Here is a 24044-nt window from a genome sequence, read left to right on the forward strand (position 1 = left end):
CCGGCGGCTCGGGAAGTGTCTGAGCGAACTCCTGGCGGATGAAGCGATGCTGCGCGTCCGTTTCCCAGTACACATCAAAGGAGAATTGCACCAGCGTGCGAAAGCGCTCCTCGCTCTCGCGCAGTGCCTCCTCGGGGCGCTTGCGCTCATTCAAACCGAGCGCGACCGACGCCGCCTGAATCGGATGTTGCATGATTACCTCTTGCACGCGCGCGATGGACCAATCGAGGCATTCTTCTGCCAGATTACGGCCTGTCTCTCGCCCGGTGTGGCAATAAAGCCCGCGATCACCAACGATGCAGGAAGGGTCTAACCTGGCCTCGCAGCGGCCAATAATCGATTAAATTTGCCTTGTGACGACTATACTCACGTATATTAGCCGTCTCTATAGCCACGTTGCTGCGACGACCCCGATCGGAAAAAAAGCGAGCTGGAACTCCGGTTCCATCAGTTGCTCCGACGGCAAAGCCGTGCACCAGGATGATCAGATCGCCCTCCCCTTCATCGAGATAGGCAATTTCAACGGCGCCGTTGGGGAGATTGCCTCAACCCGGCCAGACTACCAGGTGTGCGACGAGCTCGTGATCGAACAGCCGGATGCTGATCCACGTTCGGAAATTAACTGCTGCAGATACGCGCGTTCGATTTCGGTCAGGTCCACGGCTGCCTCTCCGACTCGACGGGCATTAGTGCCGTTCGCTTCAGTAAGGGGGACAAACCCATCACGTGGGACCTAAGGCGCTTAAAAGCCCGATGACGATAGGGACGAGCCCAACGACGATCCATAGGACAGGTGAGCTGGACGACAGGCCGGCAGCAATGATCCAGACGCCGAAGAGGACGATGATCGTCGAAATCGCATAAGCAACCGCTCTGTCCATGTGCGAACCGCGGGTTTGTCGCCATTCGACGCCGAGCCGGGCCAAACGTTCCTGCGCAAGCGCTTCCGAGGGATAACAGCGGGGCCGCCAGTGCGAGCCGGCGCGCCCCTCGGAGTGACCCGAGGAGCTGCAACCTCCCTGGCATCCGAAAATGCAGCGGCCCCGGCGAACAAACGCCGGGACCGTTTTCTTTAGTCGGCAAGCGGAACGACTTTCCCCATTCAGGGTCGAATCCAAGCTCCCGACCCGTCCCCAAGTCAAAAGCCCCCCGTCCGGAGCAAACCTTCCCCAAGGTTGGCGACCTCGGACCCCAAACCGAGGTCGTTTGTGCGGATACCAATAGAAAAAGGCCGCCCGAAGGCGGCTGTCCACCAAAGTGCTTGCGATGGCGGCTGGCGTCCTTTCGGTGCACTACTAGCGTCAGTCGGCAGGATCAAATCCGACAGTATCCAGTGGAGGCCAGCCGATCAGTTCAGCAGGCACTCATCACGGAGGGTTTTTAGTGCGCCGCTCGGCGTTATAGGCCACCTCGCCCTTCCCAATAGGTGGGCGTCCCATAATACCGGTGAGTCTGCGTTTCCCAGTCTCGATCTTGCCAAGAGTCGTCGCTGAACTCAGGCGCGTCTTTCAGCTGTTGCTCAGTGATGTTGGTTCGAAAACCGTCAAGCGATGTATCATATTTCAGAGCGCCCCAGGGAATGGGGTAGTGGCTGTGACCCAAGCCAACAAATCCACCGAAGCTCATGACGGCATAGGCCACGCGGCCTGACACCTTGTCGATGATGAGGTGATCAATCTCGCCGATATTCGTACCGTCTGCTCCATAAACTTCGGTTCCCTGGATGTCCTCGCTTGAGATGCAGTGATGATCTGGATGGGCTGTTGCGCGGGCCATGACTTTGTCTCCTTCACAGGTAGCTTTGTCGGCTTAACTCGGCCGCTACGAGCGTGTTCCTGCCTTTGGCGAACATGCCGCAGCTCGATCATCACCGTCGCAGACATCGAGTGTAACAACCCAGCCCTGGTCGCTCCGAGCAGGCGCGGCATCTGGCGACAAGAGGCGGGTCGCTGAGCAGCGACAGGCCGACAAATGCGGAAACTCGACGTGTCGAGTGCGGTTTGCCGCGTCGTTCGCGACGGCAACTTCTTCTCTTGAACCACCACGGCATCAGTCGGATACTTAGTCAGGTCCCTGGCCGTCAGCATTCCTAGGAGGAAGATCATGGCAATCCAGATCGTGATGGACCGTACCGGCGATAGCCGTCACCCTTTCAATCCTGACGACGCACGAGAGTTAGCGAAAGCGGAGCGGCGGTTCTCCGCGCTGACCGAAGGCGGTTTCACGGCGGCAGTCCGGACGAGCCCGGGTCAGGTCTCACAGATCCGGTCTTTCGATCCGACCGCTGAGGAAACCGTCTTCTTCCCAAGATTGGTCGGCGGGTGATCGGCCCGAGCCATGTTGGGCTTCAGCCTATCTCGCCGGAGTGAACGCTCGCGCAAGAGAGCGATCCGGACTATCTTCATCCGACTCGGCGCCGAGAGAACGCCGGAGGGCCGCTCGCTCCGGCTCTTGCGGGAGTGGCTATCGCCGGTGCAATCGGCGCAGTTCTTGACAAAAGGCTATTTCGAGGTGATCGGCGGCGACACCGGCAAGCAGTACAGGATCTACGCGGGCACAGCGGCGAACGTCTGCGAGGTCGACGAAAGAGGAGCTCCGACGATCGGGCTGTGTTTTCTGCCGCAGGGCGAGCTGCCAATCGGAGATGTCATGCTCTCCCAGAAGATTGCGCTGGAAAGCTGCGAAAGTCGAACGCTTGAGGTCTCCAGAAAGTTCGTTCCGACTGGTTTTATGTTCCGGCGAAATCGCCTTCTGGGTTAGAGCCGCGGACGTGATCGGGCTTGGATAAGGCAGCTGAGTCCGGGGCAATCCCGCCTGCTCCGATCCCGGAAATCTCGGGCCGTGGAACGCTGGAGCGCCCCTGTCTCCTCGCATTAAGACGCGCGCCACCCGGGGCCTAAAGGCCGGTCGTGAGAGGCAAATCGGACGCCACTTTTACCGCGCCGAACCCGACGCGATTGACCCGAAGGCGACATCGACCAGACGTTTAATCGGCCCTTCAACTCACCTGTGTGCCCTTGTGTTATTGTATCCCTTTCGAGAACTCGATGGAGGGAAGGATGGACATTCGATCGAAATTGACGGCGCTGTGTGAATCGTTCAACGCGCACGACTTGGATTCCATCATGGAGTTCTTTGCCGACGATTGTGTCTTGGAGATGCCGAGAGGAAGCAAGCCTTGGGGCTCTCGCTTCGAGGGCAAACGCAAGGTACGAAATGGGCTCGCGACGCGCTTTGAAGGCTTACCGGATGTTCACTACGGCGACGCCGAGCATTTTGTGGATACCATGGCAAACACGGGCATTTCAAAATGGACGCTAACGGGCACTACAGGCGAAGGAAAAAAGATCGAGGTCCGAGGATGTGACTTTTACACTTTTCGCGCGGGCGAGGTGATCCGCAAGGACTCGTATTGGAAGATTGTTGAAGAACCTTCGTCAGCCTAACGACGCACATGTCAGAATGTGGCCCGTGGCTGACCTTAGCTCAGAGCGCAGTGTTGTCTGCTTTCCGTAGGTGAGCCGACCACGGTGATGCGAGCTGCCGGGGGCAGCCTTTGACCCAACTGAGACATTGGCGCCGGGCTTCTGTCCCGTTTTGCGTTTTAGGACCACGGCGATTCTTCGCTCGCCCCGGTTCCCTCGTGGTGGATCGTCACACCCGCGGAACGTAACCCGGTCAGCAATACAGTTCTTACCGAGGCAGGATCAAATTCAATTTCCTTGGCGTTCGGTGGATGTGCCTCGCTGTCCTTCAATCGGAGCGCCAAGTGCAATTGCTCGCAAAGGTGCTGAACGGCGAGATTGACCTGATCGTCAGTCATGATCGGCTATCCTGACCATCTTGCTACAGAACTAGGTAATATACATGAAAATCGGGCGGTACGCGATCGGACTGCCCCAAGGATTCTCCGGGAGACCGAACGCCGCATGAAGGCTGATTGACCTTTGACCCTGAGCCGCCGTTCAGACGTGGGCGGCTGCTGAAAACCGGACAGATCCGTCCAAGCGACGGGCTAAGTGCCAGCCATGCTCGTGCACCTCATTAAATAGCGGTATCTCGGGTCTTCGGCTCGGAGCTGGCAGTGATCTCGCGAAGTGTTGCTCTGGCAGCCTGAAGATCCGCCGTCCCAAAACCCTCAGTGAATTGGCTGTAGAGCGGGATGAGCAGGTCGTGAGCCTCGTCGTACCGACCTTGTTCGTTCCACAAGCGTGCAAGGCATGTCGCTGCACGCAACTCCCACAGCTTGGCGCTCTGTTGTCGCGCAACTGACGCCGCTTGCCGAAACTGTGCTTCCGCAGCGGCCGGGTCGGCCTTCGGCAGCCGCAGCATCAGCTCGCCCCTCACCCGATGGAGTTCGGCCTCGAACCATCGCTCGCCGGTTGCCTCCACCCGGTTCAGCGTTTCGTCAAAAAGATCCAAGCCCTCGTTCACTGCGCCGGACCGACCGTGGACCTCACTAAGCAGACTTCGAAAATAGGGCACCAGGAAGCCCGCCCCTGTGGCCTGCCACATCGCAAGTCCGTCTCGGATCTGCGCAATACTAGCCCTATAATCGCCAGCTTCGCCCAGCGTCCAACCGCGAATGATTACGCCGGCCCCGAGGAAGTGCGGGGAGTCCTGCTCTGCTGCAAGCGCGATCAGCGCATTCGCCCGATCTCCAGCCTCGTGTGGGTCTTGGCGGAGCTGCGACAGAATGCAGCCGTAGAGCAGGGCATAGCCAAGGGTGTTGCGGTGAGACAACTCCTTCGCATCTGTCGAAGCCTCTTCGCTTCTCGCCCGGGCCTGCTCGGGATGGCCGAGGGCGAACAGTGCCCAGGATAGAACGGATAGGCCTGCCACCTTTGGATCCTGCGCGAACAGGAAGGCAAGCGACCGATGGGTCGCCGGATCGTAAAGAGCGAGCGTCCGCTCCAGATGAGTTCGCGCGGCCACTAAGTCGCCGCGAAGCAATTCAGCGGTTCCGACGATGCGGTTACCAACGGTTTCCGCGGCAGCATCGTTCTGTTCCTGCGCGCGATGGAGTAAATCCTCGCCTGCCGTTCGACCGGCCTCGAGCTCCGCCCTCACGACATGAAAAACCCACTCCCCATAGAGCACAGGGAAGAGCCGCGACGTGTCGCCGAGGCGCTCGCACAAGCTTCGGGCACGTGCGTTGGCCCGCCCGACCTCCGGCGCGGCCCAGCCCTTCGAAGCCATCAGGGCGACACCGAGGGCAACCTGCAGTTCGAGTTCGCGACGCCATCGCGCGGCGTCGTCGGGGAGAGTAGGGATCAGCTCGAGCCCCTTGGTTAGTTGCGTGACTGCCTCTGCAGTTGCCGAGTGCGCGATCTCTGCTTGCCCCGCCCTCAGCCAATAATCGATCGCCGGTTCGGCCAGCCCGGCCTCTGTGAAATGATGGGCCAGAAGCTCCGGTTGTGCCTGCACTGTCTCCGGAAAATGCTGCTCGATCGCGGCGGCAATCCGGGCGTGCAAGCGCTGCCGCTTCGGACGCACCAGGGTCGCATAAGCGGTGTCCTGCACAAGTGCGTGCTTGAAGCTGTAGGTCGCCTGAGGCGGCGTCCCGCGCCGGAACACCAGGCCCGAGTCGACGAGGTCGTCCAACGCCGGCTGAAGGTCATCCTCCGGTAGCGCCGCCGTCATCGCGAGCAGCTCGTGCGAGAACTCCCGGCCAATCGCGGCCGCGACCTGGGCCACTTCACGGGCCGGGGCAAGCCGGTCGAGCCGGGCCAACAGCGACTCCTGGAGCGTGGTTGGGATCGCCATCGGCGGCAGCGGTCCTGCGAGCGCATAGTGGTCGCCCTCATCACGGAGCAGATTGGTCTCCAGCACGGTTCGCGTCAGCTCCTCGACGAACAGGGGCACGCCATCCGTCTTGGCGACGATCTGGTCGAGCACCGCAGGAGGCAGCGCCTTGCCGCCGCTCACCCGCGCGACCATGGCGGCACCCTGCCGGCGGCTCAACCGGCTGAGGGTCAGCGCGGTGACATGGGCATAGCGCATCCAGGGCGGCTCGAACTCGGGCCGGAAGGTGATGAGGACGAGAACGGAGGCGCCTTGCACCCGGTCGACCAGGAGATCGAGCAGCTCGAGCAAGGTCGGATCTGCCCAGTGCACGTCCTCGTAGAGGGCGAGGACAGGCCGCCGCCTTGCGAGGCCCAGCACTTGATTGACAAGTTCCTCAAGCGTCCGCTCCTTCTGCCGATGTGGGCTCATGTCGAGCGGCGGGTAGCGCGCACCCGTCTCGAGCGACAGCAATGCCGCCAGCAGCGGTGCCACCTCGGTGACATCATCGGTCGATAGCGCAAGCAGCGCCTCGAGCTTGTCGAGCCTCGTTGGGGCGGGATCGTCCGCGGTGAAGCCCGCCGCCCGCTCCAGCAGGCCGATCACAGGATAAAGCGGGCTGGTCTGATGGTGCGGTGAGCAGTAGTGGCTCAGGGGCGTATGCGGCTCATTCTCAAGCCGCCCGCGCAGCGCCCGCACGAGGCGCGACTTGCCGATGCCGGGTTCGCCCGCCAGCAGCACCACCTGGCCTTCACTCTCCTTGGCTCGCTCCCAGTGATTGAGCAGCAGGCCGATCTCATTTTCGCGGCCGACAAGCGGCGTCAGACCTGCCCCGTGCAACGCCTCGAACCGGCTCTCGGCGGCGCCCTCCCCGACCACCCGCCACGGGCGTACCGGTACGGGAAATCCCTTCAAGATCTGCATGCCAAGCTCGGCGAGTTCGAACAGCCCGCCAACGAGCTCCCGGGTGCGAGCGGAGATCACCACCGTGCCCGGGGCGGCCAAGGCTTGCAGCCGCGCCGCGAGGTTCGGCGTGTCGCCGACCACCGTCTCCTCCCGCGCCGCGCCTTCGCCGATCAATTCGCCGACAACCACCGGGCCGGTCGCGATACCGACCCGGGCCGCCAGTGTCTCGCCATGCGCCGATTCCAGGCTGTGCACCGCCGCGACTGCAGCGAGGCCGGCCCGTACAGCGCGTTCGGCCTCATCCTCATGGGCGCGTGGATAACCGAAATAGGCCAGCACACCATCCCCCATGTACTTTGCCACGTACCCTTCGAACCGCGCGATCGCGCCGGTCACTACGCTCTGATAGATCCGCAGGACTTCGGCCATTTCCTCCGGATCGAGGCGCGCCGCGAGGGCGGTCGAGTCGACCAGGTCGACAAACATCACCGTGAGCTGGCGGCGCTCAGCCTCGGGTGCAAGCCAAGCCTTTTCGGAGATAGCGGCGGGTGCGGACGTGGCAGGAGTGGTGGCCGAAATTGAACCGGCACGCAGGGCAGCAATGGCGGCGAGCAGCTTGCGGCGATGGCCGATCGAGGCGACGCCGAGCCCGATTAAATCCTCGGCCGTGAGCTCGGTCAGGACCCCGGCGTCGACGTCGTTCTCGCGGAACGCCTGCTCGTACTGTCCCAGCCCCAAACCACGCAGCCAGGCCGCGACGTCCATGGGCTCATCTCCCGGCTCGGCCGTCCTCAGAAGGTACTTCAGTCTATCTCAAAATGGCGTGCGGTGGGCGCGGTGAAACGTCACGAGTTGACTGTGAGGAGGGTCAGCTTCTGGGCCCTTTGCCGACGTTCCTGCCCGCCCCGAGCTGATGTCCGATAACCGTCGAAGACGTGAACAGTGCAGCATCCATGGACATGGCCGACTTGGCCAAGGACGTGCTGCCGGGGGGGCTGAGGTGCGAACCTTGCGCTTATGGGGTGACATTCGGGCCAATTCGGCAACAACCTCATCGCCTCAGACAACATCGCCTCAGCCGCGGCGCGAGAGGAAATCCAGCACGCCGGTCTTGTACACCTTGTCGCCGACCGCGCGCATGTGATCACGGTTTGGAATGTCGAGCACTTCCGAGCCGGGGATGATAGCGCCGAGCGCGCTGGCGGATCCCGCGACGTCGTCGGCGGTGCCGACCGCGATCAGCACCGGCACCTCGATGCGTGCAGCTTGCTGCCTCGTCATCAACTCGCGCGTGCCGCGCAGGCAGGCGGCGAGCGCGCGGCGGTCGGAGCGGGTCTGATCGGCAAAGGCGCGAAACGTGCGGCCGACGGGATCGGTGACGTCGTCCAGCGAAGGCGCTTCCAGCGCCTTGGCGACATTCTCGCCGGGTCCGGTGCCCTCGATCAAGCCGCCGATGCCGATGCCGCCGAGGATCGCCGAGCGCAGGCGCTGCGGCTCGTTGAGGGACAGCCAGGCCGCCATCCGTCCGCCCATCGAATAGCCCATGATGTCGGCCTGCGGGATGGCGAGGTGATCCATCAGCGCGAGCACGTCGCCGGCCATGGTCGGTATCGAATATTGCGCCGGCTCGTAAAGCTTCGCGCTTTCGCCGTGGCCACGATTGTCGAGCGCGATCACGCGGCGGCCGTTCTTGCGCAGCTCCGAAACCCAGGTCGGATAGACCCAGTTCACGTTCTTGCTCGAGGCAAAGCCGTGCACCAGGATGATCGGATCGCCCTCCCCTTCATCGAGATAGGCAATTTCAACGGCGCCGTTGTGAAAGCTCGGCATCATCAGTTCCGTGAGGTCTTGAGGGGGATGGTTGGTGTTAGAGCACGATCCGCAAAACTGTGCAGCGGTTTTTCGGCAACATCATGCTCAAACAATAACCTGAAGCGCGCGCTTCAGGCCGTGGCGGCGGCGTTCGCCAGAGCGGCTTCGGCTGCGATCTGCGCCCGACGGAGCCGACGCGACCGCCTGCGATCGCACCAGGCCTGGGTGAGGCGCTCCGTGGTGGCCTTGATCGAGGAGAGAAGACCGAACAGCGTCAGCGCCGCACTGAGCAGCCAGAGCGCCAGATCGAACGCGCCGCCGATCAGCAGCAGCGCGCCGCGGCCGAGCAGCTTCATGATCGCGCGCATCTTGCCGCCTTGCGCTTCCGCAAGCCGCGCCGCGCGCGCGACGTCCTTCGGGCCTTCAGCGATGCGCAACGTATCCATCGCCCCGCGCGTACCGGTCTTCTCGGCGACGCGCGTGACGTCCTTGCCGAACCGGACCAGCGCACCGGCCTTCTCGGCGCGGAACGCGGCCTTGATCGCGCTGACGGTCTCGCCCGGGCGGAACACGGAGCCCTTGGCCACGGCGTTCTGGAGCATCGGCGTATCGACCACCTCGCGCGCGGAGCGTCCGGCCCATGCCGCAAGGCCCTCGCTGAGCCGCCCCACCTTGCGGGCGTCCTTGACCAGGGTCAGTCCGGCGCGCACGGGCGCAGCGCCACCGACGGAGACATAGGTTGCCGCGGTCACCGCAAGGCCGGCGGTGGCGAGGCCGAGCACCAGGCGATCGGTGTCCTCGCCCATGGCGAGATGCTTGCCCTCGCGCACCACGTCCCTGATGTCGCCGATCACGAAGAGATCCCCGGCCACCGTCCCGGACAGGCTCGCGACATCGTCGGCATTGCCGGTGACGAGGCCGGTGGCAAAGCGCTTTGCGAAATGCGAGGTGGAGTTCTGTTCCTTGACCGCATCGTTCACGCGGCTCAGGAGATCGTCCGGCAACGCGATGTTGCGGTCGCGCGCGAGTGCGACGAAACTGTCGGCGAGATCGGCATCGCCTGCGGCGAGCGCGGCCTCGATGTTGTCCTGAACCAGGCGCTCGTTCTGCCGCAGCAGCGCATCGAGCTTCAGCCCGGAGAGTACGGCCGGATCATCCTGGGCGGCGAGGATCGCGCCGGCCTCGCGGGCGTGTGGTGCTACCTGCGCGAGCAGGAAGCCGCACGCCGCGATACCGGTCAACGCTGTGCTGATTCGCAGCCACTTCATGTGGAAAACCCGGGACGGTCCTGAAATCGTTGACGATTGAGTCGTCTTTGGTCGCAATTGCGCTCGTCCACAGAGATAGTATGCCAAAATTGCGACACAACGTCCCCGACGAAAGAAGGGCTTCTCTCAGGCCTCAAGATTGTGTCGAATTTGCATGAGCAAATGAGCATGGGGCAATTGCGGAGCTTTCGGTTCCGCTGGACTAGCAATCACCTGCACCCGCCAGTATGGTCCGCGGCGCCATAAAGATGCCGCGTCAGTTCATGATTGTGTCTGCCGCCATTGCCACTCCAGGATGAGTTAGATGTCCGACCACGTCGTCCCGCACTTCCACAACGATGCCGGTGTCCCCGTCATCGAGATCGGCTCGCAAGAGTTCATGTGCGTGGGCGCCAACCCTCCGTTCGACCATCCGCACGTCTTCCTCGACCTCGGCAACGACAACGAGATCATCTGCCCCTATTGCTCGACGCTGTACCGCTTCGCGGCAGACCTGAAGCCGGGCGAAGCCCGCCCGCCGGAATGCGTCCTGAAGGACAAGGTGGCCTGACCGCTTCCATCGGTCAGGGGTGGCGCTCTCCCGAACGATTGTCATCGCCGGTGCCGGCATCGGTGGACTGACGGCCGCGCTTGCGCTCGCAGCGCGCGGCTTCCGCATCGTCGTGCTGGAAAAGGCCGAGCGGCTCGAGGAAGTCGGCGCCGGCCTGCAGCTCTCCCCCAATGCCAGCCGTGTGCTGGTCGAGCTTGGCCTCACCGAGCGGCTCAAGCTGCGCGCCGTGACGCCGGAGGCGGTCTCGATCATGAGCGCGCGGGCTGGCGGCGAGCTGCTGCGCATGCCGCTCGGTGAAGCCGCTTCGCTGCGGGCCGGCGCGCCCTATTGGGTGGTGCACCGCGCCGACCTGCAATCGGCGCTGGCCGGCGCCGTTGCCGATCATCCCGATATCGACCTGAAACTGGGCGCGACCTTCGAAGACGTCGCGCCGCATGCCAAGGGACTGACCGTCGTCCATCGCAGCGGCACGATCCGCCGCAGCGATCTCGCCAGCGCGCTGATCGGCGCCGACGGCATCTGGTCGACGATGCGCCAGCATCTGTTTCCCGAGGTGCAGCCACGCTTCTCCGGATTGATCGCCTGGCGCGGCACGCTCGATGCCACGCAACTGCCGAAGGACTACACCGCGCGCCGGGTGCAGCTGTGGATGGGGCCGAACGCCCATCTCGTCGCCTATCCGATCGCCGGCGGACGCCAGATCAATGTGGTCGCGGTGCTGCCGGGCACCTGGAACAGGCCGGGTTGGAGCACGCCCGGCGACCCGCGCGAGGTGATGGACGCCTTCGCCGGTCCACGCTGGCCGCCGTCGGCGCGCATGATGCTCGCCACGGTCGACAGCTGGCGGAAATGGGCGCTGTTCGGCGTGCCCGACGGCTGCCCCTGGAGCAAGGGTCCGGTGGCGCTGCTCGGCGATTCCGTGCACGCGATGCTGCCTTTTGCGGCCCAAGGCGCCGGCATGGCCATCGAGGATGCCGCGGTGCTCGCCCGGCATTTGAGCCTTGAAGCCGCCGAGAGCACCGCGGGCATCAGCGCGGCGCTGAAGCAATATGGCCGTGCGCGCCAGGGGCGGGTGCGGCGGGTGCAGCGGACCGCCCGGCAGCAGGGCCGCATCTATCATCTCGGCGGGCCGCTTGCCGCCGCACGCGATCTTGCGATCCGCACGCTCGGCCCGGACCGCATGCTGGCGCGGCAGGACTGGATTTATGGCTGGCGGCCCTGATCGACGCCGGCCTCAGCGGGCCGCTTTCCCGGATTTCGCTGCGGGTTTGGCGGCGGCCGCCGGCGGTGCCGCAGGGGGCGTCGGCTCAGGCGGCGTCTCCCGGCACTTGTTGCGGCGCCAGGCGTCCTCGGCCAATTGGGCCTGCCCGCGCACCGCGACATAGTCGTTGCGATAGGCGAGCTCGGACACCACCGCGCCGCCCGTCCCGGTCTCGGCCTTCTCCATCAGCCCCCGCAAATCGTCGGTGCGCTTGGCGAGCGCCTTGCGCTCACCCTCCAGCTGCTTGCAGTCGTACAATTCGTACTTGGCGGGATCGGCAAAGGCCGGCGCGACCGTCTCGCTCATGCTGGCGCAGCCGGACAGCGCGGCGCCGGCGGCAAGCAGCGCCAGGAGCGCGCCAAAGCCGCGCGGCGAAGAGGAAAACGAAGCAGCCATGCCGGATGAATAGCCCCCGTGGATTGAGAATGCCTAAAGCAACAACAGATGTCCGGATTGAGGCTTTGCCTTGTGCGCCCGGCTCGCTTAAGGAAGAACCGTCCCTCCGAGCCCGCAGAGCGCCAATTCCAGACGGCCGGAGATGGACTTAAGTGTTTGATCTCGTTGGATCAAGCGGGCATGGCGGAATTGGTAGACGCAAGGGACTTAAAATCCCTCGGTGCGCAAGCGCTGTGCCGGTTCGACCCCGGCTGCCCGCACCACCAGATTTGACGCCCCGAAAAACAGGCTCGCAGCCATGAGGCGCGCCGCCATTGGTCAAGCCACCAGCTTCAGCCAGCGATCATCGAACGCGCGTCCGGCAACGGCGCGATCAATCCGATAGCCTAGTTGTGCGGAGTCGAATGCTCCGTTGGAGTCCATCGTGTTCCTGTCAGACAGTTTCGACGTCTTGAATGGCACGACGCTGAGTCACGAAAGGAACCAGCGCCCAGATGGAATTTGGCGCAATCGAAGACCAAAGCGAGAGCCGTCAACTTTAAGGCGATTGTGCTTCACATGTCCTTGAGAAATGCGGCGCTCACTGCTAACCCGGGCCGGAACAAGGCGCAGGCTCCATGGCTCAAACCTCCTTTCCCCAGCCCAGCACGGAAGGCCTGAAAGTCGGGGCTGATACGTATTCGAGCGCGATCGCCGACGCGCAGAATTACATGAACTGGGTCGTCGACCAGTTCCGTCCATACCTGAAGGGCAGCATCGTCGAGGTCGGGTTTGGCCATGGGCTCTACAGCAGAATACTCGGAGAGCTCGGGGATTATTGCGGCGTGGATCACGACCGCGACAGCGTCGAACGTGCCACCATGGCGATGCCCGACCGCAAGTTCGCGGTCTGCGACATTCTAATCCGCGATCAGTTGAGGTCCCTATTTCCTGACGGCGTCGATGCGGTTTTCACCATCAACGTTCTCGAGCACATCGAGGATGACGCCACCGCAATCGCCAATTTGGTGCAGGTGCTCAAGCCCGGAGGACACCTCCTGATCAGCGTTCCGGCCCTGATGCTGCTCTATAACGATCTCGATCGCCTGGCGGGGCACTGCCGCCGCTACACCACGGCGCGCCTCGCCGACCTGCTCGCCGATCAACCGGTCGAACTCGTCCGGCTGAGTTACTTCAATCCGATCGGCGGGCTCGGTTGGCTTGCCAATCGCCTGAAGCGTCACCAGTCGCTGAACGACGCCGCCGTCAACGGGCAGATCGCCCTGTTCGACAAATATGCCGTGCCGCTGTCGCGGGCGCTCGATCCGCTCTCGCGAAGCTTCTTCGGGCAATCCGTCACCTGCATTGCACGTCGCTTATGATTTCAGTCGTCATTCCCGCACTCAACGAGTGCAACGGCATTGTTGAAACCATTGAACGAGCCAAGGCGGCTCTCGACGGTGCGCAACTCACTCCCTATGAAATCGTCATCGTCGACGACGGCTCGGTCGACGGGACCGGCGAGCTCGCCGAACGGGCGGGTGCGAAGGTGCTCAGGCATCCCCACAATATCGGCTATGGCCGCTCGCTGAAGGACGGGATTCGCGCCGCGACATACGATACGATCGTGATCAGCGATGCCGATGGTTCTTATCCGATGGAGGCGATTCCGGCGCTGGTCGCTCGCTTCAACCAGGGTTTCGACATGGTCGTCGGTGCCAGGACCGGCCCCAACTACCGCGAGTCGCGGCTGAAGTCGCCGCTGCGCGCCGTCCTGAAGGCGATCGTCGAATTCACCGCCAACCGCGATATCCCCGATATCAATTCCGGCCTGCGCGTGTTCGGCAGGCAGGTCGCAATCTCCTATTTCGAGCATGTCAGCGACCTCTTCAGCTTCACGACGTCGCTGACGCTCGCTTACATGATGAACGCGAAGTTCGTCGACTACATCGACATCGACTACAAGGAGCGGATCGGCCGCTCCAAAGTGAATCTGTTCCGCGACTCCATCCGGACGCTGCAATACGTGCTGGAAGCCTGCACCTACTACAACCCGCTGAAGATCTTCGTGCTGCTGGCGATGATGTGCATGGTTCTCGCGCTGGTCTCACTGATCGGCGGGATCATCCTGCAGCTCGTCAGCGCCTTCGTCCTCGGCGTCGGCGCGATCCTGCTCAGCATTCTCGTCGTCGCCATGGGACTGCTCGCGGTGCTGCTGAAGCAGATCATGAATCGGCGAACATGACCTCCCTCGGCAAGGGAACGCGATGTGCGGCATAGCGGGCATCTTTCATCGTGACGGCCGCCCCGCCGACGGCCGCGCGGTTGCGGCGATGTCGGCAGCGCTGGTTCACCGTGGGCCGGACGGCGAGAGCACCTGGCTGGACGGGCCGGTCGGCCTCGCCCACCGCCGGCTCGCCATCCGCGATCTGTCCGATGCCGGGCGCCAGCCGATGCTCGATGCGTCGGAGCGCATCGTCGTCACCTACAACGGCGAGATCTACAACGACGGCGAATTGCGCAGCGAGCTCGAGCGATCGTTCGGCGTCCGGTTTCGCAGCACCTGCGACACCGAAATCCTCCCCTACGCCTACCTCGCCTGGGGCGAGGCGATGTTCAAACGCCTGGAAGGCTTTTACGCGATCGGCCTGTGGGATCGGAAGGAGGGCCGCCTGATCCTGGCGCGCGACGGCATCGGGATCAAGCCGCTCTATTATTCCGAAAGCGGCAGCCGCGTCCTGTTCGCGAGCGAAATCAAGGGAGTTACGGCGAGCGGCGACGTCGCCGCGCGGATCGATCCCGTATCGCTGCATAGCTACCTCGCCGCAGGCCATGCGGGGACGCAACAGAGCCTGTACCAGAACATCAAGCAGGTCCCGCCCGGCACGATGATCGGATTCACCGATCGCGAGCGGACCGAGCGACGCTTCTGGCGGCCGGTGCGCGCGCCTAAGATCAGCGATCTCGATGAAGCCGTCGTCCGGCTGCAATCGACGATCGAGACCGTGGTGAAAAGCCAGATGGTGAGCGACGTGCCGCTCGCCGTGCTGCAGAGCGGCGGCATCGACAGTTCGCTGATCAGCCTCACGCTCGGCCGGCTCGGATTGAAGCCACCCTTGTTCACGGCCGGCTTCACCGAGAAGAGCCATGATGAAACCGCGGTTGCGCGCCAGATCGCCGCGACCGCGGGTCTGCCGCTTCACGTCATCGACGGGGAAGCAGGCGAAGGAGCCGAGACTGCGCTCCGCGCCGTCGCCTACCATTTCGACGGACAGTGCGCCGACACCGGCGCGCTTGGCTTCTATCATTTGGCAGGCGCCGTCCGGCAACATTGCACGGTCGTCTTGTCCGGCGATGGCGGCGACGAATTCTTCGGCGGATATGAAACTTACGCCGCGACCATGATGGCGGAGCGCGTGCGCCACGTCGTTCCGCGCCCCGTCGCTGGCCTCGCCGGCCGCATCGCCTATGCGTCCGTGCGCGGCAACGAGAAGCGGCTTCCGGCGGCAGCCCAACTCGCCCGCTTTGCGCTCGGGTTGGGTGAAGCCGGCAACAGCCCTCACCTGCAATGGCGACGCCTCGTTCCCCGCTTTCTGGCCGAGAAGATCTATGATGGCGAGATGACCGGTCTGGTCTCGACCGATCCGTTCGCCGAATACGCCGAATATTACGCCGAGCCGCACGCAAACGTGCTCGACCGGGCCCTGATCGCCGACCAGCGTTTCCATCTGCAAAGCGTCCTGTCGAAGGTCGACGCGATGAGCATGGCGCATTCGCTGGAGGTACGCGTTCCCATTCTGGACCGACGGGTGATGGACCTTGCAGGCACCATCGACAGCTCGCTGCTCAATCCCTGGCCGAAAGGGGCGCCGAAATACGTGCTGCGCAAGCTTGCCGAGCGCCTCGGCATGCCGCACGAGGCGGCCTGGTCACGCAAGCGCGGCTTCAACGTACCCATCGCGCAACTGATGCGGAGCGGGTTGCGGCCCATCTGCGACCGCGTGCTCAAGCAGGAAGCCGACGTGTTCGCGCCGTTCCTGAAGCCCGATGCGATCCGACGGCTCTGGAAGGATCATCTCGAGCGCAGAAGCGACAACGCATTCGCGTTGTGGCCGATTCTGACTCTCGGAATCTGGTTGCTGGGGCTCGCCTGCCCCGCGCCGCGCTGAGCGGACGACGCCGGGAGCGCAGCCATGCGGGACCTGAAGGAAGACACGATCAGAGATTTCGGGGAGCAATGGAGCGCGTTCCGCGACAATCCCGGCTATTATGGATCCGCCGAGTTGCTCGCCGACCTTCTTGGTCCGCTCGTTGCGATTGAAGAACTCAAAGGCAAGACGATCGCCGAGATCGGCAGCGGCTCGGGGCGCATCGTCAACATGCTGCTGGATGCCGGAGCCGGTCGCGTCGTTGCGGTCGAACCATCGGCCGCCATGCAGGTCCTGAAGGACAACACGGCCGCGCGCAAGGACCGGATCGACTATCTACAGATTCCCGGCGACCAATTGCCGCCCGACCTCGGGCTCGACTATGTGATTTCGATGGGCGTCTTGCATCATATCCCGGCGCCGATCCCGGTGGTTCGCGCGGCGTTCGAGGCATTGCGTCCCGGCGGGCGATGCATTGTCTGGCTCTACGGCTATGAGGGCAACGAGACCTATCTTTCACTCGTGGTTCCGCTGCGCAGGCTTACGGTCCTGTTGCCGCACCGTCTGCTCGTGGCGCTGTCTTACGTTCTGGAATGGGTGCTGACGACCTATATCGGGCTGTGCCGGATATTGCCGCTCCCGATGCGCTCCTACATGCGTTCGGTGCTGGCCAAGTTTCCGCGCAGCGTCCGGCGTCTGACCATCTACGATCAGCTCAATCCCGCCTACGCCAAGTACTACAGGCGCGAAGAGGCCGAGGCGTTGCTTCCAGCCGGCGGATTCGAAGATGTGAAGATCCATCATCGCCACGGCTATAGCTGGACGGTGCGCGGCACCCGGCCGGCGTGACGATCTGGCCAGCCGCGAGGCAACGGTTCGTTTACCAAGACGACCTTCCGCTTGCGGAACCCGCGCTGCGCAATCGGCCTTTACGCCGCTTTAGAGCGTCTTCCCCTAAATCGACCGATGTCTGCCCCGTCGATGCAGACCCGGGAACATGCGGGGCCTGGAGCGGCTGGCTTCGATGGTGAGAGCTCAATGGACGCGCGCGAGAATTGGTCCCGGTCCGGGATCGGCGGAGCACAGGCAGCGCCCGGACGTCACCTGCACGGGGTCGAGGTCTACGTCGTCCTGATCGCCTTCCTCTGCGTGTTTTACCTCTCCAACGGACCGCTTCTGCTCGGCCATTATGATCTCGGCTGGCACCTCGCCGCCGGAGACCTGATCAGGCAGCGCGGCGAAGTCCCGTTCCAGGATCCGTGGGCATTCACCCTCGGCGACAAGCAATGGTACAATCTGTCCTGGCTCTGGGACGTGATGGCCAGCGCGCTTTATCAGCACGCCGGCTTTGCCGGGATCGTCCTCATGGTCGTCGCGTGTGGCGCGGTCATCGCAGGATATCTCGCCTTCTGCGGCCTGAGCAGCAGCGCATCGCCCCTGGCTGTTTGCATCGCCGTCTTCGCCGCGTGCCTGCTCTACCCCTGCTACGAGGCCTCGCCCAACATGTATCTGGCGGCATCGCCGAACATCGCGACGATGCTGTTCGCGGTCGTTTTCTACGGAGAATGCCTGCGGCGGCGGGGATGGTTCCTGTTGCCCCCGATGATGATCGTCTGGGTCAATTTGCATGGCGGCTTCATGCTCGCCTTTCCGATCCTTGGCGTCTTCTGTGGCCTCGCTTTGCTGCGGCGAGACTGGACGAACTTTCGGAATTACTGCCTCGCGGGCGTGGGGTGCTTCATCGCGATCTTCGTCAATCCGCTGGGATGGCACGTCTATGACGGCGTCAGGGCGACGCTGGGTCATTTCGTCCAGGCCGACATCGGCGAATGGCGGTCCTATTTTCGCAACATCGAGCTGCCGGGCAGCCTTCCAGGCATCGCCTATGCGCTGACGTTCGTTGCACTGGAGCTACGATACCGAAGCTCCACGCGCGTTCCGCTCGAGGCGCGCGTGCTTGCGTGGCTGTTCCTGTTCCTGGGTCTCTATCAGTTCAGATACGCCGCGTTCTTCTTCATTTTCTCGAGCGTCCCGATGGCGCTTCACATCGACCGGCTGCTGCCGAAGCGCCTGTCGAGCTTCGAGGTCCGGCGTGCGATGCTGGCGGCAGGAATCGTCGGCATCCTGTTACTGCCCTTCGCGTTCATGCAGGTGAGACCGGCTCTGGCATTGCCCGACATGCTCTCGGAGCAGGATGCGCGCTATCTCAAGGCGCACAGCTCGCACGCGCACCTGCTGAATCATTGGAACATCGGCGGGCTCCTGATCTTCAGGACGCAGGGATCAGTGCCCGTCTTCGTCGACGGCCGGGCGGCGACCGCCTACCCGGACGAGTTGCTGCGCGACTATCTCAAGCTGGTTCGGTGGGACATCGACGAGGCCAGTTGGGACAAGGTGATCGGCAAATATGAGATCGACGCGGTGCTCTGGGTCAGAGCACATGATCCGCTGCGGCACTTCCTGGTCAGCGAAAGAGGCTGGAAAGAGGAATATACCGGCGCATATGTCAGCCTCTACACCCGGCAAGAGGCCGCTCGCCGGTAGGATCAGGTCTGCCGGGCCCCGCGCCAAGGTGCCGGGCCGCTTGAAGATCCACGCGGCAGCAGGAGCCAGAAACAGATCAGCGCGATCGCGAGCTGGCTGAACCCGTCCATGAGCACGCCCGAGACCGACGCCAGGGTCGGGATGGCGATCGCGACCGTCAGCACGGCCGCCATCAGCGCAGCAGGCAGATCGACGACGAGAACGGCAGCATACAGCGCCACCTCGAAGAAGGCGTACTCCTTCAGTCTGGGCGCGCAGAGATAGAGCGCGTACATCGCGAGCACGGTGATGCGCATTGCGGCGTCGGGATGGTCGACCAAAAAGTCATCGAGCATCTGAAGACGCGAAGCCTTGCGAGCCGGGCGCATTGCACCGACCATGCGCCGCACCGAGATCGCGAGCGGCGCGAGCACGAATGCGATCGCGATCAGACCATAGAGCGCGGCAACGACCGGCTTGCTGCCGGCGAGCCCGATGCGGTCCGCAACCGTCTGGGCGAGGAAGAGCAGCGACGGATTGACCTCGCTCCCCGGCGAATGCTGTCCGGGGATCTGGCCGAAGATCGCGCTCAGCCAACTTCTGAACAGGTCCGGATAGATCACCAGCGAAGCCAGGATCGGCAGCACGAACATGCCGGCTGCGACGGCGATCAGCAGAAGCTTGCGACCTCTGGGCTGCGGCAGGAAATAGAGCGCGGCAAGGACCGGGAAGAATACCAGCTTGAACGAGGTGACAAGGCCGAGCAGGGCCGCACCGGCGAGTTGCGGTGCGAGACTCCCACCGCCCCCCGGCGCGGACTGCGCAGGACGCAGCAACAAGGCCAACGATGCGGCCGTCAACAGGCCACTCAGGATCGCAAAATTTCCGGTCGCGATGATCCATTCAAAGCCGAGGAAACCACCGAGCGCGAACAGGCCCCGCAGCGCGACATCCCTCAAGCCCGGCCGCGACTTGCCGAGACCGGGCAGCAGCAGCGCACAGACCAACGCGAGAACGAGATAGATCGGCTTGTAATGCGCGACGAGGAAGCCGCCGGCGCAGACCGGCCGGAAGGCATCGAGGGTCACCGGAAGATAGGGATAGGAGAGCTTGGTGTCCTTCAGGTTCTTGACGAAATAGGGGTCGAGCCCCGCGCTATGCGCATCGACGGCTGCGCAATTCACCCGAGCATCCCAGCCGAACGTCGCGTCCATGCCCATATCGATCACGACAAGCGCGGCAACAAGCAGCGCCAGGGCCAGGATGAAGCGGGTCATCCAGTTGCTCGCCCGCGCGTCAGTGGCAAGGGTTCCTCGTTGTCCGGCTTCTGCGGACGCGGCGACGTCAGTCATGGTTGCGCGCCCTCCATCTCGGCTCCGCACGAAATCCGACAGCAGGACCCAGAAACACAGCCTCGTCCGGCGCCCACCTTTAGGCAGCAATGGTGAATCACCGGTTTCCGGCCCATCGCAAGCGCTGCGTTCAGGCCGCCCGGCGGGCCGGGTTCCTCACCAATTCTTGTCCGCCCCTGCGCCGCCTGCCAGCCATCCCGAAACATGGGTTGTGCGACGCAGCATGGACGATGGATAAAGCCGGTGAATTTCAAAGGTGAGCTTCTTGTCCGACATTAATGCCGACGATTGGGTGTCCTCGGGACACCGTCCCATGGGTTTTCCAGAATTCGTCATCGTGATCGCGTCCATCATGGCGCTGAACCCGCTTGCGATGGACATGATGCTGCCCGCGCTGCCCAATATCGGGTCGGCCTTCAAGATTCCCGTCGCCAACCACCTCCAGTTGGTGTTGTCGACCTTCCTGATCGGCTTCGGCGCCGGCCAGTTCGTCATGGGCCCGCTGTCGGACCGCTTCGGCCGCCGGCCGGTGCTGCTCGGTGGCATGGCGGTCTATGCGGTGGCAAGCGTGCTGGCGGTGGCTGCGCCCTCCTTCGAGACGCTGCTGCTGGCGCGCGCGCTGCAGGGGCTCGGCACCTCGGCGACGCGCGTGATCGCGACCTCGATCGTGCGCGACTGCTATGTCGGCCGCCGCATGGCGAGCGTGATGTCGCTCGCCATGATGGTGTTCATCGCCGTGCCCGTGATCGCCCCCTCGTTCGGACAGGCGGTGCTGCTGGTGACGGCTTGGCGCGGCATCTTCGTCGTGCTGATGCTGTACGGCCTGCTCGCGCTCGCATGGTGCGTGCTGCGGCTGCCTGAGACCCTGCCTCCGTCCGGGCGCCGGTCGCTCGCGCCCGCCGACGTGCTCTCGGCGTTCCGGCAGACCGTGACCAATCGCCAGACCATCGGCTATGCCACGGCCGCCGGCAGCGTCATCGGCGCGCTGTTCGCCTATGTCTTCTGCGCCCAGCAGGTCTTCACCGGCATCTATCACCTCGGCCATTACTTCCCGCTGGCGTTCGCCGCGATTGCGGCCGGCACGGCCATCGCCGGTTTCCTCAATGCGAGGCTGGTCGGGCGGCTCGGCATGCGCGTGATCTCGCACGGAGCGCTGGCGCTCTACACGATCGTGGCCGCCGTGATGCTGCTGACGGAAAGCCTCGGTGTGCTGCCGCTTGCCTTGTTCATGGTGCTCTCCGCCTTGATGATGTTCTCGTTCGGCATGATGGTCGCGAACTTCACCGCGCTCGCCATGGAGCCGCAGGGCCACATCGCCGGCACCGCCTCCTCGCTCTATGGGTCGATCACGACACTGATCGGAATCGTGGTCGGCATGGCGATCGGACAGAGCTTCGACGGCACGCTGCTGCCATTCTCGGTCGGCTTCTTCCTGTCGACGCTCGCTGCGCTCGCGATCGTGCTGGTGGTGGAGAAGGGACGGCTGTTCAAGCCGCATCATCGCAGCGCCACCGGTCAAGACCGGGGCGCCTGAGAGATATCTGCGCAGGGCCGAAGACCTATGGCCCCGCGGAAAAGATTCCCTCGCCCGAAATTGGCGCCGGCTGATGTCCGCCTCGCCCCCCGGCGCGTGAGACGTCTAAAGCGCTATGAGGTCAGGATGAACCGTCATAGCGCTTAGGTTATTGTTTGAGCATGATCTTCTCGGAAAACCGCTACACACTTTTCCGGATCATGCTCTAGGCCGCCGTCGCTTTCCTCGCCGGCGCCGCCGCGCTTGCACCATCGAGGAAGTAGTCGAGGCTCGATACCGGCCGTTCCTCAAAATGCCGGTTCTGCCAATCCGATCCCACCGTCAACAAGCCGCGCGGCTTGGCTTGCGCCGCCGCCTCCTCATAGGATGTGAGCTTGCCGGCGATGATGTCCCGGCGAATCTTCTCCTCAAGCCGCGCCCGCATCACATAGTGGTCGTAGAGATCGATGACATGCACGGCGTAGGAGATCGCGAGCTCGCGGTTGCGCTCGATGATCAGGAGATTCTCGTCGTTGCAGTATGACGCCTTGTAGCCGAGATTGTGGCTACCTGTGATCACGGTACAGCGCTCTTCGTCCAGGGGATCGATGACGATGATCTTGTCATGGATGATGGCGTGGCCGGCCGTGAGCAACTCGGGGCGAAGATTGCCGAAGGGAATGCGGACGGCGGAAGCGCGGATCATCGCGATCCGGCTCTGGTCGCCTTTCGGCCACCAGATCGCCGGTGGCGGCAGCTTGATCCCCTTCGGTTTGGGCGCGTCCTTCACCGGCGCCGTATATCCCGGCATCGCGGAGGGATCGCTGATCGCGCCCATGACGAATAGTCCCTTGTCGGCGAGCGCGCCCGCCTTCTCGGCGAGCTGCGCGGCCTCGCCGACGACGCTGTTGATCCCACCCCGGCTGGGCAGGAACGTCAGAAACATGATCGCCTTTCTGGCGGCGTCCATGCGCTGATAGACCTCCTGCAGATCAATCGGCCGAACGGGACTATTCTTGGGCACCGTTGATTGCTTGGTGTTCGGTGAGAACCAGACCTTGCCGACACCGCCACCATCGAGCTGTCGCCGCTTCGGGGCCGCCTGATTTTCCGTCCTGAGACTGGGGCTCTGCTTGTTGCTGTTGGGCTTGGCGCCAACGATTGTCTTGGTTCCCTTCTTGACCTTGAGCGGCTCGCGCGGCGCAAGCTTTTCGTTGTTCATGCGAGTCCAGTTGGCGAAATAGTCGGCAGCGATGCCGTCGTCCTCGATGATGATGGTGTTGTTGGACTGGGTGCAGAGCCCGGTCTCCGTCCAGTTCGTGCTGCCGGTCATCACCGCGAGCGGCTTGCCGCCATGCACATAGATCGCGAACTTGTTGTGGCCGATTCGCGCCGACGAGTTGAACATGCGATCGACGACGCGCCCCTTGTATTTCTTGCCCGCCGCCGCGTGCAGCCGAGCCCTGGCCTCGTCGTTCCCGGTATCCCACACGACGGGCTTGCGCTTCTCCTTCGGGGTGCCCTTGGGGTTGGGGTTCTCGTTTCCGGCCGTCGTGAGAATGATGTGGACGTGACCGCTCTTCACGCCGCCGACCAGAAGGTCGATCAGCGGCTTGTCGTACAGTTCGTAGAGGGCGAGATAGACCTCCCCGCCTTCCTTGCGGGCGCGGTCCAGCAGCCTCGTCACGAACGCGAACACGTCGCCGGTCAGAAAGGCACGGATTTGCGATTTTGGATTGACGATCTCCCGTCTCAGCACCGCGAGCAGATGATCTTCCTTCTTCTTCGTCCCCTGTACGCGCGTCTTCGCGTTCTCCGAGGTCGCCTCGGCCATGATCTTCTTCGACGGCGCCTTGCCGACGGAGCTCAGTTGCCGCACCAGATTCTGTGTCGACAGGATTCCATTGGTGAAGGTCGCGGAGATCCCCTGACCGTAGGTGTGCGTCACGTCGATCGAATTGGTCCTGGTCGGTTCGCCGATCGTGTAGAGTTGATGATGGGGGCCCTCATAGCTCGGTAGCCCGTTCGCGTCGGTGGCCGGCGCGGTGGGGGATGGCGGGACCAATTTGCGGTCCGGACCAGCCGTCAATCCAACCGGCACGACCTCATAGTGAACCCTGAAATCGATCGGCCGCACGGCCGTGGTATCGCGCGACTTGCGCAGCGTCAGATCGCGCCACTCGAAACGCTGGATCGGCCAGACCGAGGAGTCCTGCTCGTTCCAGTTGGGATTGTTCTGATCTGTGAAGGCGATCCAGGTCGGCAGGATGCGGCGTTGTCCGGCATCCTTGCCGGTCTCGTGCACGCGCGTCACCATGAAACCGACGCAATCCTTGATCTTCTCGTCGACATCCCACGCAATGTATCCGACTTCACCGTTGCACCAGGCGCCGGCGCGCGTAATCAAATTCATCGCAACCTCCCAATGAATGAAACAACGAAGCAATAACGTTCGCACACTACGACGGCAGGCCAGCTTCTTCAATCAAACGTTGAAAACGTTGCCCCGGAACCAGGTCCGGCGTCTCGCGGCACCTCGGCGGGAACGTTTG

General features: G+C 63.4%; 20 protein-coding genes and 1 tRNA gene. 12 read left to right on the forward strand and 9 right to left on the reverse strand.

Going from position 1 to position 24044, the window contains the following annotated elements; translation table 11 throughout:
• On the reverse strand, nt 1-193 hold a 193-nt coding region (locus IVA79_RS08845), incomplete at its 3' end, for a hypothetical protein (protein WP_247551947.1).
• Nucleotides 194-1398: 1205 nt separating this feature from the next.
• Nucleotides 1399-1776 (reverse strand): PRC-barrel domain-containing protein, encoded by a 378-nt coding sequence (locus IVA79_RS08850; protein ID WP_247551949.1) that lies wholly within the window; start codon nt 1774-1776, stop codon nt 1399-1401.
• Between the two features lie 327 nt (nt 1777-2103).
• On the opposite strand from IVA79_RS08850, the gene IVA79_RS08855 reads away from it, so the two are divergent.
• The 3 genes from IVA79_RS08855 to IVA79_RS08865 all read left to right on the forward strand — a co-directional run bounded on the left by IVA79_RS08855 (nt 2104) and on the right by IVA79_RS08865 (nt 3446).
• Nucleotides 2104-2325, forward strand: coding sequence for a hypothetical protein (locus IVA79_RS08855; RefSeq protein WP_247551951.1), 222 nt, complete (start codon nt 2104-2106; stop codon nt 2323-2325).
• Between the two features lie 12 nt (nt 2326-2337).
• Entirely contained in the window at nt 2338-2760 is a 423-nt protein-coding gene (locus IVA79_RS08860; RefSeq protein ID WP_247551953.1) for a hypothetical protein, read from the forward strand.
• A 299-nt stretch (nt 2761-3059) separates the two neighbouring features.
• Complete coding sequence (locus tag IVA79_RS08865; protein ID WP_247551955.1) at nt 3060-3446, forward strand: nuclear transport factor 2 family protein; 387 nt, start codon at nt 3060-3062, stop codon at nt 3444-3446.
• Nucleotides 3447-3604: 158 nt separating this feature from the next.
• Here the strand turns inward: IVA79_RS08865 and IVA79_RS08870 are convergent, their stop codons facing one another.
• The 4 genes from IVA79_RS08870 to IVA79_RS08885 form a co-directional block, all read right to left on the reverse strand.
• Nucleotides 3605-3823 (reverse strand): hypothetical protein, encoded by a 219-nt coding sequence (locus tag IVA79_RS08870; RefSeq protein WP_247551957.1) that lies wholly within the window; start codon nt 3821-3823, stop codon nt 3605-3607.
• A gap of 221 nt (nt 3824-4044) precedes the next feature.
• Nucleotides 4045-7455: an adenylate/guanylate cyclase domain-containing protein gene (locus tag IVA79_RS08875; RefSeq protein WP_247551960.1), complete on the reverse strand. Its 3411-nt coding sequence runs from the start codon at nt 7453-7455 to the stop codon at nt 4045-4047.
• A gap of 309 nt (nt 7456-7764) precedes the next feature.
• Complete coding sequence (locus tag IVA79_RS08880) at nt 7765-8520, reverse strand: alpha/beta hydrolase (protein WP_247551962.1); 756 nt, start codon at nt 8518-8520, stop codon at nt 7765-7767.
• A 113-nt stretch (nt 8521-8633) separates the two neighbouring features.
• Nucleotides 8634-9770 (reverse strand): hypothetical protein, encoded by a 1137-nt coding sequence (locus IVA79_RS08885; protein ID WP_247551964.1) that lies wholly within the window; start codon nt 9768-9770, stop codon nt 8634-8636.
• A gap of 304 nt (nt 9771-10074) precedes the next feature.
• On the opposite strand from IVA79_RS08885, the gene IVA79_RS08890 reads away from it, so the two are divergent.
• Both IVA79_RS08890 and IVA79_RS08895 read left to right on the forward strand, forming a co-directional pair.
• Nucleotides 10075-10320 carry a zinc-finger domain-containing protein gene (locus IVA79_RS08890; RefSeq protein WP_008562814.1) on the forward strand — a complete coding sequence of 82 codons (246 nt, stop codon included), beginning with the start codon at nt 10075-10077 and terminating at the stop codon, nt 10318-10320.
• Between the two features lie 19 nt (nt 10321-10339).
• Complete coding sequence (locus IVA79_RS08895) at nt 10340-11542, forward strand: FAD-dependent monooxygenase (RefSeq protein ID WP_247551966.1); 1203 nt, start codon at nt 10340-10342, stop codon at nt 11540-11542.
• Between the two features lie 12 nt (nt 11543-11554).
• Here IVA79_RS08895 and IVA79_RS08900 read toward each other — a convergent pair whose 3' ends face one another.
• Nucleotides 11555-11977: a twin-arginine translocation pathway signal gene (locus IVA79_RS08900; RefSeq protein WP_247551968.1), complete on the reverse strand. Its 423-nt coding sequence runs from the start codon at nt 11975-11977 to the stop codon at nt 11555-11557.
• Nucleotides 11978-12151: 174 nt separating this feature from the next.
• On the opposite strand from IVA79_RS08900, the gene IVA79_RS08905 reads away from it, so the two are divergent.
• The 6 genes from IVA79_RS08905 to IVA79_RS08930 all read left to right on the forward strand — a co-directional run bounded on the left by IVA79_RS08905 (nt 12152) and on the right by IVA79_RS08930 (nt 18648).
• A tRNA-Leu gene (locus IVA79_RS08905) sits at nt 12152-12240 on the forward strand.
• Nucleotides 12241-12594: 354 nt separating this feature from the next.
• Nucleotides 12595-13338, forward strand: coding sequence for a class I SAM-dependent methyltransferase (locus IVA79_RS08910; RefSeq protein ID WP_247551970.1), 744 nt, complete (start codon nt 12595-12597; stop codon nt 13336-13338).
• Nucleotides 13335-14201, forward strand: a complete 867-nt coding sequence (locus IVA79_RS08915; protein WP_247551973.1) for a glycosyltransferase family 2 protein — start codon at nt 13335-13337, stop codon at nt 14199-14201. Before IVA79_RS08910 ends, IVA79_RS08915 begins: the two co-directional genes overlap by 4 nt.
• Nucleotides 14202-14223: 22 nt before the next feature.
• A complete protein-coding gene (gene asnB, locus IVA79_RS08920; protein ID WP_247551975.1) occupies nt 14224-16125 on the forward strand; it encodes an asparagine synthase (glutamine-hydrolyzing) in 1902 nt (633 codons plus the stop codon).
• Nucleotides 16126-16149: 24 nt separating this feature from the next.
• Entirely contained in the window at nt 16150-16953 is an 804-nt protein-coding gene (locus IVA79_RS08925; protein ID WP_247551977.1) for a class I SAM-dependent methyltransferase, read from the forward strand.
• A 189-nt stretch (nt 16954-17142) separates the two neighbouring features.
• Complete coding sequence (locus IVA79_RS08930; protein WP_247551979.1) at nt 17143-18648, forward strand: hypothetical protein; 1506 nt, start codon at nt 17143-17145, stop codon at nt 18646-18648.
• Nucleotides 18649-18650: 2 nt separating this feature from the next.
• Here IVA79_RS08930 and IVA79_RS08935 read toward each other — a convergent pair whose 3' ends face one another.
• The gene (locus IVA79_RS08935) at nt 18651-19979 is read right to left on the reverse strand and encodes a hypothetical protein (protein WP_247551981.1); all 1329 of its coding nucleotides are present in this window, start codon (nt 19977-19979) and stop codon (nt 18651-18653) included.
• 265 nt (nt 19980-20244) lie between these two features.
• On the opposite strand from IVA79_RS08935, the gene IVA79_RS08940 reads away from it, so the two are divergent.
• A complete protein-coding gene (locus IVA79_RS08940) occupies nt 20245-21513 on the forward strand; it encodes a multidrug effflux MFS transporter (RefSeq protein ID WP_247551983.1) in 1269 nt (422 codons plus the stop codon).
• A gap of 205 nt (nt 21514-21718) precedes the next feature.
• Here IVA79_RS08940 and IVA79_RS08945 read toward each other — a convergent pair whose 3' ends face one another.
• Nucleotides 21719-23905 (reverse strand): phospholipase D-like domain-containing protein, encoded by a 2187-nt coding sequence (locus IVA79_RS08945; RefSeq protein WP_247551985.1) that lies wholly within the window; start codon nt 23903-23905, stop codon nt 21719-21721.
• Nucleotides 23906-24044: the final 139 nt, after the last annotated feature.

The sequence above is a fragment of the Bradyrhizobium sp. 138 genome, from assembly GCF_023074075.1.
In the GTDB taxonomy this organism is placed as follows: domain Bacteria; phylum Pseudomonadota; class Alphaproteobacteria; order Rhizobiales; family Xanthobacteraceae; genus Bradyrhizobium.

What these genes read in the sequence shown, in the direction of transcription:
- IVA79_RS08900 (WP_247551968.1), bottom strand. Translation starts at nt 11,977, where the DNA reads ATGGCTGCTTCGTTTTCCTCTTCGCCGCGCGGCTTTGGCGCGCTCCTG.
- IVA79_RS08870 (WP_247551957.1), bottom strand. Translation starts at nt 3,823, where the DNA reads ATGACTGACGATCAGGTCAATCTCGCCGTTCAGCACCTTTGCGAGCAA.
- IVA79_RS08855 (WP_247551951.1), top strand. Translation starts at nt 2,104, where the DNA reads ATGGCAATCCAGATCGTGATGGACCGTACCGGCGATAGCCGTCACCCT.
- IVA79_RS08880 (WP_247551962.1), bottom strand. Translation starts at nt 8,520, where the DNA reads ATGCCGAGCTTTCACAACGGCGCCGTTGAAATTGCCTATCTCGATGAA.
- IVA79_RS08910 (WP_247551970.1), top strand. Translation starts at nt 12,595, where the DNA reads ATGGCTCAAACCTCCTTTCCCCAGCCCAGCACGGAAGGCCTGAAAGTC.
- IVA79_RS08915 (WP_247551973.1), top strand. Translation starts at nt 13,335, where the DNA reads ATGATTTCAGTCGTCATTCCCGCACTCAACGAGTGCAACGGCATTGTT.
- IVA79_RS08945 (WP_247551985.1), bottom strand. Translation starts at nt 23,905, where the DNA reads ATGAATTTGATTACGCGCGCCGGCGCCTGGTGCAACGGTGAAGTCGGA.
- IVA79_RS08935 (WP_247551981.1), bottom strand. Translation starts at nt 19,979, where the DNA reads ATGACTGACGTCGCCGCGTCCGCAGAAGCCGGACAACGAGGAACCCTT.
- IVA79_RS08925 (WP_247551977.1), top strand. Translation starts at nt 16,150, where the DNA reads ATGCGGGACCTGAAGGAAGACACGATCAGAGATTTCGGGGAGCAATGG.
- IVA79_RS08865 (WP_247551955.1), top strand. Translation starts at nt 3,060, where the DNA reads ATGGACATTCGATCGAAATTGACGGCGCTGTGTGAATCGTTCAACGCG.
- IVA79_RS08930 (WP_247551979.1), top strand. Translation starts at nt 17,143, where the DNA reads ATGGACGCGCGCGAGAATTGGTCCCGGTCCGGGATCGGCGGAGCACAG.
- IVA79_RS08885 (WP_247551964.1), bottom strand. Translation starts at nt 9,770, where the DNA reads ATGAAGTGGCTGCGAATCAGCACAGCGTTGACCGGTATCGCGGCGTGC.
- IVA79_RS08890 (WP_008562814.1), top strand. Translation starts at nt 10,075, where the DNA reads ATGTCCGACCACGTCGTCCCGCACTTCCACAACGATGCCGGTGTCCCC.
- IVA79_RS08860 (WP_247551953.1), top strand. Translation starts at nt 2,338, where the DNA reads ATGTTGGGCTTCAGCCTATCTCGCCGGAGTGAACGCTCGCGCAAGAGA.
- asnB (WP_247551975.1), top strand. Translation starts at nt 14,224, where the DNA reads ATGTGCGGCATAGCGGGCATCTTTCATCGTGACGGCCGCCCCGCCGAC.
- IVA79_RS08875 (WP_247551960.1), bottom strand. Translation starts at nt 7,455, where the DNA reads ATGGACGTCGCGGCCTGGCTGCGTGGTTTGGGGCTGGGACAGTACGAG.
- IVA79_RS08850 (WP_247551949.1), bottom strand. Translation starts at nt 1,776, where the DNA reads ATGGCCCGCGCAACAGCCCATCCAGATCATCACTGCATCTCAAGCGAG.